Below are 13,428 nucleotides of genomic sequence, written 5' to 3'. Positions count from 1 at the left end.
TTGAACGGAAGCTCAATAAAGCCGTGCTTTTATTCATTAGTGGTAAAAAGTTAAAAATAATAATTCTCCAAGCTTTTTAAATAAGATTGGTGAAATGCCTTATGTTTGCTTGAGTGAATTTACTCCCCCAATCTAAAGTCTTTATAAGTTGGTGCTGCAAAAAACCACGTCTTACAATGCCTTATATGCCTTCTGTATCTCCTGAATATTAATTTTTTTCATTTTAAGCACTGCTTTGTTTACCCGATCAACCTGTTCCGGTGTGCTATTCGCGATTATCTCATGCATTTCCCTTGATACAATCTGCCAGGACACGCCAAATTTATCTTTCAGCCAGCCGCATTGCTCTGCATCAGGAACTGCAGACAGCTTGGTCCAGTAGTAATCAATCTCTTCCTGTGTGTTGCAATAAACCATAAAGGATATTGCCTCGTTAAAACCAAAGTCATGTTCTTGTCCGCTGTCGTTGGCGACAAACCACTGATTTTCAAGCATGAAATCAGAAAACATGATAGTGCCTTCTTTGTCCGGCTCCATATTTTTTGGATAGCGGGCTACTTCACCCGGCCTGGCGTTCTTAAATACGGATAAATAAAAATTCATCGCTTCTTCTGCTTTGCCGCATTGCTCGCCGACAAACAGAAATGAAGGCATTATTTCCGGCCGCTTTTCCCCTTCCGGATCGGTAAGGATCAGCTGCCAGGTTAAACCATATTTATCCTGAATCCATCCATATTTTTCACTGAATGGGTATTTATCAAAAGGCATTAACACGGTGCCGCCATCGGATAACTTGTTCCAAACCTCTTTTATTTTTTCCGCCGCATCTTTATCCCGTGACGGATCAAAATTAACCATAAAAGACACGGCCGGAGTAAATTTGAAAAGCGGACCTCCATTGATCCCCATAAATTTCGTCCCCCACAATTCAAAGGATACTGCATCAGCATCACCTGATGGTGTATCTTTGATTGTCGTTATGCTGGAAACCATTGATTCCGGAAATACGGAAGTATAAAATCCGGCTGCTTCAATCGCTTCATTGTCAAACCATAAATGCGGTACAATGCTTTGGTTTTTACTGGACATTCCTGTTCCTCCCTCTTACTTTTTTTATATTTTACCATTTTGTTCCCTTGTTGATTTCTTCTAAATTGCTATTAATTTTCTTATATTTTATGTGTTTCTTTATTTTGAGCATTTCTATTGTAAATAAATAAAGGTATAGTATACTCATATATGTACATATTCAAATATCTTGATATGTTATTATTTTATTTTTTATAAAAGGGAATGATTCCGTTGTGGAATGACTTACAGCAATTCAAAGCTGATTTTTTCAAAGCCTTGGCACACCCTCTTCGAATTCGTATTCTCGAGGTGCTGGCGGAAGGAGAAAAAAGTGTAAATGAAATTCAGAGGACGCTGGGAAGTGAAGGATCCGCAGTCTCACAGCAATTAAGTGTTTTGCGTAATAAAAATATCGTCGTTGGCGTTAAGAATGGAAAAAACGTGATGTATACACTCCGGGATCCGGCGATTACAGAATTGCTGGGTGTAGCACAGGCGATTTTTAACAACCATCTCATTGATACCTATTCCATGCTGGAAGAACTGGATAACGAGGAAAAGAAGGGGTAGAGGAATAATTGAAAAAGCGATTTTGGACAGGAAGATTTGAAGGATACTCCTGGGAGTACTTTCAAAAGGACCTGCTGTCAGGGGTAATTGTGGGGATTATAGCGATTCCGCTTGGGATGGCTTTTGCAGTTGCTTCTGGGGTGAACCCGGAATATGGTATTTATACCACGATTATTGCGGGTATTTTAATTTCATTATTTGGAGGTTCCAGATTTCAAATTGGCGGACCTACCGGTGCGTTCATCCCAATTCTTTTAGGAATTGTGATTACTTACGGTTATGCCGATTTATTGCTGGCGGGATTTATGGCCGGGATTATGCTTGTTCTGATGGGGATTTTTAAATTGGGAACGCTGATAAAATATATGCCCAGGCCGGTAACAATTGGATTCACTTCTGGAATAGCCGTCATTATTTTCACCGGGCAAATAGGGAACTTTTTAGGATTGTCCGATTTGGAAAAACATGAAAAATTTCTGGCAAATATGAGAGAGATATTTTTGCATATTGATTCAGTTAGTCTATACAGCATTATTACGGCAGTCGTTTGTCTGATCGCGATTTTGCTGACACCAAAATTAATGCCCGGGGTACCTGGTCCACTTGTAGGATTGGTAGTATCCACGGTGGTTGCTGCTTTATTTTTCTCTGGGAATATTCCGACGATCGGCACTGTTTTTGGAGAGATAGCCAGCGGGTTTCCGGCTTTTCAAATGCCGGAAATCACATTGGAACGGGTTTTGCGGCTGCTGGTGCCTGCATTTACGATCGCCATGCTGGGAGGTATTGAGTCACTTTTATCCGCTGTGGTTGCTGACGGGATGACCAATAGTAAGCATAACAGCAATCGGGAGCTGGTGGGCCAGGGGGTTGCGAATATTGTTACTCCTTTATTTGGAGGAATTCCGGCCACAGGGGCAATTGCCCGGACAGCGACGAATATCAAGAGTGGTGCCTATTCGCCAATGTCGGGAATCATCCACGGCATTTTTGTTTTGACAACGTTATTACTGCTGGCTCCGTATGCTTCTCACATCCCACTGGCAAGTATGGCGCCGGTTTTGATGGTTGTTGCCTGGAATATGAGTGAACGGAAACAATTTGCACATGTTCTTAAAATGAAATCAGGCGATTCACTGGTCTTATTGGCAACTTTCTTACTGACTGTTTTTACAAGTATTACGACAGCAGTGGTGGCCGGGATTATTTTAGCCATTATTTTATTTGCCAAGCGGATGAGCAGCATGCTCGTTATTTCAAAAGTTTTTCCGGATGAGACGCCAAAAGAGGAAACGGCTAAATTGCGTGTCCTCCATCAGCTGAAGGACTATCCGGAAATTAGCATTTATACAATTGAAGGGCCATTGTTCTTTGGAGCCGCGCAGGTTTTTGAGCAAAGGGTTTTAAAGACAATTAATTACAGGCCAAAAGTGCTCATATTGCATATGGGAAGGGTTCCGTTTATGGATTCCACAGGCGCAGCACATTTTAAAAACATCTTGGACCATTTCAAAAGCCATGGCGGGGTTCTCCTTGTTGCCGGAGTCGCTCCCTCTTTAAAGGAAACGTTAAAAAAGTCCGGCCTGTATGAGGAAATCGGCGGAGGAAACGTTTTTGATGACGCAGAGGATGCGGTGGCGTATGCCAAGTCACTGGCGGGATCCGCGGCTGCAGAAAAAAGAGGAGCAATCAAGGGAACAGAGCAGTTTGTTTAGTATCCATAGCCGAAAAGATGTATGATGAGCATCTCATTCGGCTTTTTTTTGCATAAATTTATTCCCAGGACTCAAGTTAAGATAAGGAGGTGTTTCATATGGGAAGAGATCGTCAGGAAAAAAAGCTGAAACAAAGTGGAAAAGTGGAATCAGATCGTGACACAGGCCTGCGCTATAAAGGGTCAGCAAAAATGTCAGGTCCCGAAGAAGCAAGAAGGTTGAATGATGGCAGGAAATAGAGGGTAGTGGAAGCGGTGACCATTGGCATGATAAATGCAAGCGTATAAAGTGCCCAAATAATGCACTGGTCCCCTGTAAAATTTGGCATTTTTTAAATCATGCGGTATAATGAAGAAAGTAAAAACTTCATAGATTTATTTTGGTTCATTTACACAGGTAAATGATTAAAAAGGAATCAGGTGAAAATCCTGAACGGTCCGGCCACTGTGAATGGAAATTTTACTCCATATGCCACTGGGCATTCCCCGGGAAGGCGGAGTAATGACAGCCATGAGTCAGGAGACTTGCCAGAATAAAATGCACATCAACCTTCCGGGAAAAGGGGATGCACGATTATTCCATTTTTTAATTGGGGTTATCTGTAAACTCTCAGCCTGTTGAAGGAGAGAGTTTTTTTAATGCGCAAAATAGCTTGCAGTTACAATGAAGTAACGCGAACCGTATATAACTAGCTACAATGACGTAGCTTGATGCATGTGATCAATTACAATGGGGTAATGAGTTCACGTACTGCAACAAAGACGGAAACAGCTTTTCTGTCTTTGTTGCATTTATGTCAGCGAATATTTTTTTAATAATCGGGAAAACCAAGGTGCAGCACTTTTGATATTGATTGACACCCCTTTTCCCTGAATAGTATAATAAGCTTAGACACAACGGCGTGTAGCATGAATGAAAGCAAAGGAGCTTTACAGAAGGGGATTCTTCTGTAAAGCTCCTTTTTTGTTCATGATACCTGGTTCTCCATTTACCCTGAAGCAGGCACTCATTGCAGGCAGGCGGGTCAACTATCCATCAAAAAAGGAGGAAGATGAATTTGGAAAAGATATCACTCAGTACGATGATTTACTCCGGAGAAAAAGCCCTTGATCACTTGAAAAGCTATGAAAAAAAGCGAATATTTATTGTTGCCGATCCGTTTATAATGGAATCCAGAATGATTGATCATATTGAAGGGCGGCTGGTGAAGGGGCAAAACGAATGGGAATTATTCAGTGATATTGTTCCGGATCCGCCGGTTGAAAATGTAGTTGCCGGCGTAAAGGAAATAGAAGCATTTAAACCCGATCTCATCATAGCTGTCGGCGGGGGCTCGGCGATTGATGCAGCCAAAGCGATGAAGGAATTTGCCATGAAAATTTATGACTTTGAATCACTGCCGCTTACCGCCATTCCAACAACGAGCGGTACAGGCTCAGAAGTCACTTCTTTTTCCATTATTACGGATACAAGCAAAGGAATTAAGTATCCGCTCGTTGCCGATGCATTAATACCTGAAGAAGCAATTCTTGATACAGACCTGGTAAAAACTGTGCCGCCTTCAATAACAGCCGATACAGGAATGGATGCACTGACCCATGCCATTGAGGCATATGTGGCTGCTGATGCAAATGATTTTTCTGATGCAATGGCAGAAAAGGCCATCCGCCTGATTTTTCAATATCTAAAGGATGCTTATCATGATGGGGAAAACATCGCTGCCAGGGAAAAAATGCATCATGCCTCCACGATGGCAGGCATCGCTTTTAATATCGCAGGCCTGGGGATCAATCATAGCATTGCCCATGCATGCGGGGCAAAATTTCACATACCCCATGGCCGGTTAAATGCGATTTTATTGCCGAAAGTCATTGCTTATAATGCGGGTGTAAAAGGTTACAGCAATGCGGATTTAAAGCCTGCCGCCGATAAATATGCATATCTTGCCGGCATGCTGGGACTTCCTGCTACAAACAGTGCCAGTGGAACAAGAAGTCTGATCAAGGAAATTGAAAAATTGCGGACGGCATTGGATATGCCTGCAGATTTCAAAACCTATGATATAGAATACACAGACGGGATAAAAGAAGATATCGCAAAAGCAGCCCTGGATGACAGCTGTACCGATACAAATCCTTTAGAACCGAATAAGGAAGATATTATAGCTATTTTAACACAGTTGAAGTGACCTTCCGTCTTCCATGATTGATATGAAAAAGCTTCCGTGTGCTTTGTTTCCAAAAGCCACTTTGCCAGTTTCATGATGTCCGGACTGTATATCTGTCCGGGATGCATAAATAAATAAATCTTTGTATATTATTTCACTTGCAAGAAAACGTTTGCGGTATTATAATACATGTATGGGCACAAAGGCGTGCTTTCGTAATGATGCTATTTAAAAATCAAACGATAATGGCAAAGCAAAGGGGCTTTGGAAAAGAAACTGTCTTTCTTTTTCAGGGTCCCTTTGTGCTTTTTACACTTAAAATAATGAAAATGATGCGAAGGGATGGATGCCGTAAAAAGGGATAAAGCACCTGTTTGGTTATCTTTTCTGTTTGGTAAAAATCAGGGTATAAAAATGAAATCAAGGTTGATAATAGGTGAAGCAATGTTTAAAAAGGGAATAAAGCATAATTAGGTTACTTCAGGGGAATTAGCGGGAAGCATATAATTTCTAAGGAGCGTAGTCATGGAAAAAAGAATTGTGATAGTCGATGACGAACCTATTACAAAAATGGATTTACAAGAACTGTTGGAAGAAGCTGGCTACAAAGTAGTAGGACAGGCTTCGGATGGTTTTGAAGCAATAGATGTTTGCAAGGAGCAAGGTCCGGATCTGGTTATTATGGATATTAAAATGCCGGTGCTTGATGGATTGAAAGCAAGCAAGAAAATTATGCATGACCGCATTGCAGGCGGGGTTCTATTATTAACAGCCTTTTATGATGAAGAATTTATTAAAAAGGCAAAAGAAGTAGGAGCATTAGGATACTTAGTAAAACCCTTGGATGAAAAGTCTTTCATACCTACTGTAGAGATGTGCATTTCCAGAGCGGAGAAAATACAAAGCCTGGAAAAGCAAGTGGAAAAGGTCTCCAAGAAATTGGAAGATAGAAAGATCATTGATATTGCCAAAGGTCTGTTAATGAAAGAAAGGAACCTGGATGAGCAGGAGGCGTACACTCTATTGCGCAAAATGAGCATGGATGGCCGTACGTCGATCAGCGAGATTGCGAGGACGATTACCATTGTCTACGATTAAAAAAACGAAGATAGTGGATTTATGCAGGAAATACACCAATATGACGGAGCAGGAAATAGATTTTATCCTGAAAAAGGCCGAGGCCGTGGATGAACTGGCTGAAGTTTTTGACTGTGATGTATTTATTGATGTTCCGCTGAAGAACAGCACAGCGTCCATTGTAGTATATCACGTATATCCTGTCACAAAGCAGTCATTATACGAGAAATCCCCAGTTGGTCAGCCTGCGTTAAAAATGAATGAGCCCGGTGTCTGGAAAGTTTCCCGCACAGGCGGCACATTAAAAGGATATAAGGCATTCACTCAGGAAAACGTATTCATCAGGCAAAATATTCACGCCATTAATTATGGAGAAAAGGTGCTTGGCACTTATATTCTCGAAACAGCTTTTCATGAAGTGCAGGAAACGGCAGAAGATAAAAATGATTATATGACGATGACAGCAAAGCTAAATAATTATATAGACGATGCCATCTATTTTTTCGATGCTTCAGGCAAGCTGATATTTCAAAATGATAAGGCAGACAGCTTTTCGAATAACTTGTCAGAAGAAGGCGTGCATTACAACCATTTGTTTGGGGATCAGGTGAATTTTAGTGATCTGATTTTAAATGACCATAAACAATTACAATGGGAAATCTGTCTGGACGGGAAATATTATTTAATGAAACGGATTCTTCTGGAAGATGATCAGCTGAAATTTGCTATTATTCTAAGGGATATTACCCAGCTGAAGGATAAAGAGGCAGAGATTTTTTCCAAAACGGAGGCCATCCGGGAAACCCATCACCGGATAAAAAATAATCTGCAGACGATGGGGTCCCTTTTAAGAATGGAAAGAAGAAGGAGCAGCAATGAAGAAGTCAAGCATATACTGACAGACAATATGAACCGGGTTATTTCCATAGCGGCGACCCATGATATTCTGGCAAGACAGCTTGGAGATAAGGTGGAATTAGGTGAAGTATTGGAATTTATTGTGAATAACCTGCAAAGAAGCTATTCCCTTCTGGAAAATATTGAATTGGCCCTTGATTTGGAAGAATCGATCATTGTGCCAAGTGATGTGGCAACTTCAGTTTCCCTGATAGTTAATGAGCTTGTTCAAAATTGCTATAACCATGCATTTCCAAATGGAGCGGAAGGCAGGATTATTGTTTTTTTGAAAAAAGTAGAAGAGGAAGTTGTGATATCTGTTACCGATAATGGCGTCGGTTTTGACATCGATCACATTAAAGGAAACAGCAGCCTCGGATTATTTATTGTAAAAAATTATGTGAAAGATAAATTAAAAGGAACAATACAATTTGATAAAAGAAAAAAAGGAATGGAAATTACATTCCGATTCAACTAGATAAGGCTTTTACAATGGGGTATAAGCTGATCCGAAAGCAATGAAGCTTAAGGTATAAAATGCTGCAGGTATTTGTGTGCATTTTTGTACTTTAAGCTTTTTTGCTTTCTATAGACAGGACATTTGACTGGAGGTGATAAGTTTGGCGGAAAAAATGTTAAGTGTTGGCATAGATATCGGGACATCCACCACTCAGTTAGTGTTTTCGGATTTGACTATTGAAAATGTAGCCTCTGCTTTTAATGTACCCCGCATCATTATCACGGATAAAGAAGTTATTTATAAAAGCGATATTATCAACACCCCGCTTTTAGAGGGGACCAGGGTGGACCAGAACCGAATCCAGACATTTGTAGAAGCAGAATATAAGAAAGCAGGCATTGAAAAAGCGAGGATTCAAACAGGTGCCGTTATTATAACCGGAGAAACAGCCAGAAAAGAAAACGCAGAGGAAGTGCTGCAGGGATTAAGCGGTTTTGCCGGAGATTTTGTTGTAGCGACAGCAGGACCGGATCTGGAGAGTATTATTGCTGCCAAAGGTGCAGGGATGCACACATTCTCGAAGGATCACTCCGCGAAGATTGTCAATTTGGATATCGGCGGAGGCACGAGCAATCTGGCAGTCATGAACAGGGGACGGGTAGTGGATACAGGGTGCCTGGATATTGGCGGCCGTCTCATTAAAGTGAATAAAGAAACGAAGAAAATTGAGTATATTTCCGAGAAAATACAGAGACTGATAAAAGAAAATGGCTGGTCCATACAAATTGGGCAGACAGCTACGAAAGAACACCTGCAGCCTGTGGTGGACAAAATGGCGGCATTGCTGGAGGAAAGTGTCGGGGCGCGGACACCAACGAGTCAGCTGGAAATGATAGCTACTCATAAAACGATTACAGATACAGACGATATCACACATATTTCTTTTACAGGAGGTGTTGCCGAGGCGATATATAAGCCTGCAGATCAGGAAGATGTTTTTAAATATGGAGATATCGGTTTAATGCTCGGCACGGCAATAGCAAATTCATCTATTTCCCATCAATTCAGTCTCGTGGAGCCAACCGAACTGATCCGGGCAACCGTAGTAGGAGCCGGTTCCCACACAACAGAAATAAGCGGAAGCACCATTACGTATTCCGAAAATCAATTTCCTGTAAAAAACATTCCGGTAATCAAGCTCCTGGATGAGGAAATTAAAGAAACCGGCAACTTTGCTGAAATTATTAAAGAGAAACTGAAATGGTTTGAAATTAAGAAAAACAGGCAAAAAGTAGCCATTTCATTTACCGGCAATCAGCATGCAAGCTTTTCCGAAATTGTGGACATTGCTGAAGAAATTATAACCGGAGTGAAAGAATATACAGATTTGGGGCTGCCGTTAATAATCATTACCGAAAACGATATAGCGAAGGTGCTGGGACAGACACTCATGGCAAAAATGGGCAGAGATCAAGAACTGATTTGTATTGACAGTGTATTTGTCAAAGATGGCGATTATATCGATATCGGACAGCCTGTTGCAAGTGGAAGCGTGCTTCCAGTAGTAATCAAAACATTGGTATTTAATTAATATATTCCGGGAGGAGGATATGAATGAAATTAAGCACTGCATTATCAGGAGAAACGTATCAGTTTAATTCAGTTAAAGAAGTGCTGGCGAAAGCGAGCGAAGAAAAATCCGGAGACAAGATGGCCGGGATCCGGGCTGCGTCTTCCCTTGAAAGGATGGCCGCTAAACTAACATTAAGTGAACTCCAATTGAAAGATATTTATGAGAATCCGGTGATCCCGTATGAGCATGATGAGGTAACACGCATTATTTATGATGACATCAGTCAGTTTATATATAAAGAAATCTCCGGCTGGACGGTTGGAGAACTCAGAAATTATATACTATCTCATCGGACGACTTCCGAGGATCTAAAGAGAATCAGCAGAGGGCTGACAAGTGAAATGATATCAGGTGTTTCCAAACTAATGTCAAGCATGGATCTGGTATCAGCTTCACAGAAAATGAGATACCAGGCACATTGCAATACCACGATTGGTGAACCGGGAAGGCTGGCATTTCGTGCTCAGGCCAACCACCCAATAGACAATCCCAATGGAATCATTGCTTCCGTAAAGGAAGGATTATCCTACGGTTCCGGAGATGCTGTTATAGGCATTAATCCAAACAATGAAAGTGTAGACTCGGTTTCTAAAATTCTCCATATCACTTACGACCTTATGGATAAATGGGAAATACCCACCCAAAACTGTGTGTTATCCCATGTAACGACACAAATGGATGCACTCAGAAAAGGTGCCCCTGTTGGATTAATGTTTCAAAGTCTGGCAGGTACCCAAAAAGCAAATGAAGATTTTGGTGTTTCCGAGGAAATTCTGGATGAGGGATATGCATTAATGAAAGAGAAATCCTACTCCGCAGGTCCAAACTTTTATTATTTTGAAACGGGACAAGGGTCAGAAGTTTCTCTAAGTGCGCATGAAGGGGTAGATATGCAGACTTTGGAAGCGAGAACCCATGGGTATGCAAGACACTGGAATCCATTCATGGTAAATAATGTATCAGGTTTTATCGGACCGGAAATATTATTCGATGGCAGACAGGTAATCCGGGCAGATCTTGAGGACCTCTTTATGGGAAAACTGCATGGTCTTCCGATGGGAATTGCCCCAACTTACACTAACCATACAATTGCTGACCAAAATGATCAGGAAATAGGCGGTATGCTTACTGCACTGGGAGGAGCCAATTTCTATATGGGTGTGCCAGGCGGAGATGACGTCATGCTGAGCTATCAGGATACAAGCTATCATGATGATGCCACACTCAGAGAAATGTTTGGATACAGGCCATTGGCCGAGTTCGAAAAATGGATGGAAAAAATGGGTCTTATGGAAAACGGAAAATTAACAAGCAGAGCAGGAGATCTTTCTGTATTTGATTAATGAGAGGAGGAAAAGTATGGATGTCGAAAATATTGTAAAAGAAGTATTGAAGGAACTGGAGGGAAGGCTGGGACAGGAAAATAAAACCGGCAATCCCGAAAAGGAAAAGAGCAATATAGAAAAACACGTGGAGTACATTAAAGAGAAAAAAGTGTCCGTAGATAATCCAATTAACGTGGAAACCATTCGAAGTGCCCAGGAAATAACCCCCGCGAGAATAGGGATCGGACGGACAGGTACCAGAATGAAGACAGCAAATTACCTTGATTTTCTCATAGACCATGCAGCTGCACAGGATGCTGTTTTTAAAGATGTAGATGAATCCGTTTTAAAAGAGTTGAACCTGCCGGTGCTGAACTCTACTGCCAAGGATCAGGAAGAATATTTGATGAACCTTGATGCAGGAAGAAAACTGGATGAAGCATCTGTTGAATGGTTAAAGCAAAATGCCGAAAAAGGGAAACAGGTTCAAATTATCGTTTCGGATGGTTTAAGTTCTACAGGGACCCCCGAAACAGTGCCTGATTTAATGTCAGCACTCATACAAGGACTTAAACTGAAAAACATTACCATTGGCACGCCGGTTTTCATTAAGAGAAGCAGAGTATGGATACAGGATGAAGTAGCTAAGCTGGTTGATTGCGACGTGGTGATTTCTTTAATTGGAGAAAGGCCGGGACTGGCTACTTCCAAAAGTATTAGTGCCTACATTATTTATCGTCCGAATGAAAAATCGGTGGAAGCAGACCGAACGGTTTTTTCCAATATCCATGAAGGCGGTGTGCCTCCCGCAGAAGCAGGTGCACATTTAGCGGATACTATTTCTGAAATGCTGAAATTTAAGAGCAGTGGCGTAAAATTTGCACAACGCCTTGAATAAAACTCCTATGCATTTTGCAGATGGATAGGATTAAGGCAATATACAGTTCTCCATTTCTCAAGTACTTGCCTGGCAAAAATAACCATTAAAAAAACAGCAGAGAAGACATGTATATCGAAAATGCGCCCGGTTCCAACTAAGTATAAAACTTTCTTAATGCAAGTCCTTGGATCTTAACCTTTGAGGTACTAAGGCTGCCGCCTAAAGGCCAGGTACAGCAAGTTTTCTAAAAAGGAGGATTTACATGATATTAAGCACCACATTATTTGGAAGGACATATCAATTTAATTCAGTCAATGAAGTAATGGCAAAAGCAAACGAGGAGAAATCCGGTGATATTATGGCCGGGATAGCTGCCGAATCCGCAGAAGAACGTGTAGCAGCAAAAGTAGTTTTGGCTAATCTTACCTTGGAGGATCTGTATAATAATCCGGCAATTCCCTATGAAACAGATGAAGTCACACGGATTATCCAGGATAACGTAAATGAAAAAATATATCAATCCATCAAAAATTGGACTGTGGAGGAGCTGAGGGAGAAGATCCTTGATTCAGATACCTCCAGTAACGATATCAGGAGAATTTCCCGCGGACTGACATCAGAAATGGTGGCAGCTGTAGCGAAATTAATGTCTAATCTTGATTTAATCTATGGGGCCAGGAAAATTACAGTAACAGCCCACTGCAATACAACCATTGGTCTGGAAGGGACACTATCTACACGGCTGCAGCCGAATCACCCTACCGATAACGAAGACGGGATAGTTGCTTCCATTTTAGAAGGGCTGGCTTACGGTGCCGGGGATGCAGTAATTGGCCTGAACCCGGTGGATGATACGGTGGAAAGCGTGGTCCGAATGTTTAAGAAGCTGGAAGAAATAAAAAATAAATTTAAAATCCCGACCCAAACCAGTGTGCTCGCACATGTGACTACACAAATGGAAGCGATCAGACAAGGTGCACCAGCTGATTTGATATTCCAATCTATTGCGGGATCGGAAAAAGGGAACACTGCTTTTGGTATCAGCGGAGATTTGATTGCAGAGGCGAAGGACCTGGCGTTGCGCCAGGGAACAGCTGCAGGACCGAATGTGATGTATTTTGAAACAGGTCAAGGGGCTGAACTATCATCCAACGCCCACCATGGTGTGGACCAGCTGACCTTGGAAGCCCGCTGCTATGGTTTTGCAAAAAAATATGATCCGTTCCTCGTTAATACTGTTGTTGGCTTTATCGGGCCGGAATATTTATACGATGCAAAACAGGTAATCCGCGCCGGCCTGGAGGACCATTTCATGGGTAAATTATCAGGCATTTCCATGGGAGTGGATGTGTGCTACACCAACCACATGAAAGCAGATCAGGATGACATGGAAAACCTAGGTGTGCTGCTGACACAGGCAGGTGTTAACTTCCTGATCACCGCACCGCACGCCGATGATGTCATGTTAAACTATCAAAGCCTCGGCTATCACGAAGCACAGTCACTGCGTGAGCTGACCGGCTTAAGCCCGATTAAGGAATTTGATGAGTGGCTTCAGAAAATGGAAGTACTGGATAACAAAAGCCGGCTGACGAAAAAAGCAGGGGACGCTTCATTATTCTTAGTGTAAAGG

Annotated in this window: 12 protein-coding genes and 1 riboswitch; of the genes, 11 read left to right on the top strand and 1 reads right to left on the bottom strand. The window is 41.8% G+C overall.

Going from position 1 to position 13,428, the window contains the following annotated elements; translation table 11 throughout:
* Positions 1-171: 171 nt before the first annotated feature.
* The gene (locus tag GHD25_RS02930; protein WP_164214846.1) at positions 172-1,089 is read right to left on the bottom strand and encodes a VOC family protein; all 918 of its coding nucleotides are present in this window, start codon (positions 1,087-1,089) and stop codon (positions 172-174) included.
* Between the two features lie 213 nt (positions 1,090-1,302).
* On the opposite strand from GHD25_RS02930, the gene GHD25_RS02925 reads away from it, so the two are divergent.
* The 11 genes from GHD25_RS02925 to GHD25_RS02875 all read left to right on the top strand — a co-directional run bounded on the left by GHD25_RS02925 (position 1,303) and on the right by GHD25_RS02875 (position 13,425).
* Complete coding sequence (locus GHD25_RS02925) at positions 1,303-1,641, top strand: ArsR/SmtB family transcription factor (RefSeq protein ID WP_164214845.1); 339 nt, start codon at positions 1,303-1,305, stop codon at positions 1,639-1,641.
* Between the two features lie 8 nt (positions 1,642-1,649).
* Positions 1,650-3,356 (top strand): SulP family inorganic anion transporter, encoded by a 1,707-nt coding sequence (locus GHD25_RS02920; protein ID WP_164214844.1) that lies wholly within the window; start codon positions 1,650-1,652, stop codon positions 3,354-3,356.
* Positions 3,357-3,454: 98 nt separating this feature from the next.
* The gene (locus GHD25_RS02915) at positions 3,455-3,595 is read left to right on the top strand and encodes a YpzI family protein (protein ID WP_164214843.1); all 141 of its coding nucleotides are present in this window, start codon (positions 3,455-3,457) and stop codon (positions 3,593-3,595) included.
* Between the two features lie 124 nt (positions 3,596-3,719).
* Positions 3,720-3,902: riboswitch (cobalamin riboswitch) on the top strand.
* A 366-nt stretch (positions 3,903-4,268) separates the two neighbouring features.
* Positions 4,269-4,466 carry a hypothetical protein gene (locus GHD25_RS02910; RefSeq protein WP_164214842.1) on the top strand — a complete coding sequence of 66 codons (198 nt, stop codon included), beginning with the start codon at positions 4,269-4,271 and terminating at the stop codon, positions 4,464-4,466.
* Positions 4,414-5,544, top strand: a complete 1,131-nt coding sequence (locus tag GHD25_RS02905) for a 1-propanol dehydrogenase PduQ (protein ID WP_164214841.1) — start codon at positions 4,414-4,416, stop codon at positions 5,542-5,544. The genes GHD25_RS02910 and GHD25_RS02905 overlap by 53 nt, the downstream gene beginning before the upstream one ends.
* A 504-nt stretch (positions 5,545-6,048) precedes the next feature.
* A complete protein-coding gene (locus GHD25_RS02900) occupies positions 6,049-6,621 on the top strand; it encodes an ANTAR domain-containing response regulator (protein ID WP_164214840.1) in 573 nt (190 codons plus the stop codon).
* Positions 6,608-7,975, top strand: coding sequence for a histidine kinase N-terminal domain-containing protein (locus GHD25_RS02895; RefSeq protein WP_164214839.1), 1,368 nt, complete (start codon positions 6,608-6,610; stop codon positions 7,973-7,975). Before GHD25_RS02900 ends, GHD25_RS02895 begins: the two co-directional genes overlap by 14 nt.
* 142 nt (positions 7,976-8,117) lie before the next feature.
* The gene (gene eutA, locus GHD25_RS02890; RefSeq protein ID WP_164214838.1) at positions 8,118-9,548 is read left to right on the top strand and encodes an ethanolamine ammonia-lyase reactivating factor EutA; all 1,431 of its coding nucleotides are present in this window, start codon (positions 8,118-8,120) and stop codon (positions 9,546-9,548) included.
* A gap of 23 nt (positions 9,549-9,571) precedes the next feature.
* The gene (locus GHD25_RS02885) at positions 9,572-10,933 is read left to right on the top strand and encodes an ethanolamine ammonia-lyase subunit EutB (protein WP_164214837.1); all 1,362 of its coding nucleotides are present in this window, start codon (positions 9,572-9,574) and stop codon (positions 10,931-10,933) included.
* Between the two features lie 16 nt (positions 10,934-10,949).
* Positions 10,950-11,813: an ethanolamine ammonia-lyase subunit EutC gene (eutC, locus tag GHD25_RS02880; RefSeq protein WP_164214836.1), complete on the top strand. Its 864-nt coding sequence runs from the start codon at positions 10,950-10,952 to the stop codon at positions 11,811-11,813.
* A 244-nt stretch (positions 11,814-12,057) separates the two neighbouring features.
* Positions 12,058-13,425 carry an ethanolamine ammonia-lyase subunit EutB gene (locus tag GHD25_RS02875; RefSeq protein ID WP_164214835.1) on the top strand — a complete coding sequence of 456 codons (1,368 nt, stop codon included), beginning with the start codon at positions 12,058-12,060 and terminating at the stop codon, positions 13,423-13,425.
* Positions 13,426-13,428: the final 3 nt, after the last annotated feature.

Source organism: Virgibacillus aidingensis (assembly GCF_010994035.1).
In the GTDB taxonomy this organism is placed as follows: domain Bacteria; phylum Bacillota; class Bacilli; order Bacillales; family Amphibacillaceae; genus Virgibacillus_N.
This window is presented reverse-complemented; position numbering and strand designations above follow the sequence as displayed.